The sequence below is a fragment of the Burkholderia reimsis genome (genome assembly GCF_003294055.1).
Lineage (GTDB): Bacteria > Pseudomonadota > Gammaproteobacteria > Burkholderiales > Burkholderiaceae > Burkholderia > Burkholderia cepacia.
Window position 1 is genome coordinate 1 of record NZ_QMFZ01000108.1, and the last position, 1184, is coordinate 1184.

Genomic DNA, 1184 nt, shown 5'->3' on the forward strand with positions numbered 1-1184 from the left:
CGCGCCATCTGCCATCCGCACAGCACCACGCCCGCCAGCTTCAGGTACGGCACGCTGCCCGCGAACACCGCGTTCGGGTCCTGCTTCGCGTTCGCCAGCACGTAATCCACCACCGACGACAGCGCCTTCGCGCCCTTCTCCAGCTGCACCTTCATCGACGCAGCCGCCGCACCGTCCAGCTTGCCCAGCGCCGCGACAGTCTCGCCGATTTCGGCGATCAGCGCCTTCGCCACCGCGCCACCGTCGCGCAGCGTCTTGCGACCCACCAGGTCGTTCGCCTGGATCGCCGTCGTGCCTTCGTAGATCGCCAGGATCCGCGCATCCCGGTAATACTGCGCCGCGCCGGTTTCCTCGATGAAACCCATCCCGCCGTGCACCTGCACGCCCAGGCTCGCCACGTCGTTCACCATCTCCGTGCTCCAGCCCTTCACGACCGGCACCAGATATTCGTAGATTGCCTGATGACGCGCCCGCGTCGCCTCGTCCGAATGGCGGTGGGCAATGTCGCTGTGCGCCGCGGCCACGTATGCCAGCGAGCGCGCGCCTTCGGTCAGCGCGCGCATCGTGCCGAGCATCCGGCGCACGTCCGGGTGATGGATGATCGTCACCGACTGCTTGGCCGATCCGTCCACCGGGCGGCTCTGCACGCGCTCCTTCGCGAATTCCGCGGCCTTCTGGTACGCGCGGTCGGCCACGCCGATCCCCTGCATCCCGACGCCGAAGCGCGCTGCGTTCATCATGATGAACATGTATTCGAGGCCGCGGTTTTCTTCGCCGATCAGGTAGCCGATCGCGCCGCCGTTATCGCCATATTGCAGCACCGCCGTCGGGCTCGCCTTGATCCCGAGCTTGTGCTCGATCGACACGCAGTGCACGTCGTTGCGTTCGCCCAGCGAGCCGTCCTCGTTGACCAGGAACTTCGGCACGATGAACAGCGAAATGCCCTTCACGCCTTCCGGCGCGTTCGGCGTGCGTGCCAGCACCAGGTGGACGATGTTGTCCGCCATGTCGTGCTCGCCCCACGTGATGAAGATCTTCGTGCCGAACACCTTGTACGTGCCGTCGCCCTGCGGCTCGGCGCGCGAACGCACCAGCGCAAGATCCGAGCCCGCCTGCGGTTCGGTCAGGTTCATCGTGCCGGTCCATTCGCCCGAGATCAGCTTCGGCACGTAGCGCTGCTTCTG

The 1184-nt window shown here is 66.5% G+C and carries 1 protein-coding gene; it reads right to left on the minus strand.

Translation table 11 applies throughout. The annotated features are described in order from the left end of the window. Positions 1–1184, minus strand: a 1184-nt coding sequence (locus tag DPV79_RS41415; RefSeq protein WP_133295804.1) for an acyl-CoA dehydrogenase family protein, incomplete at both ends; no start/stop codon positions are given.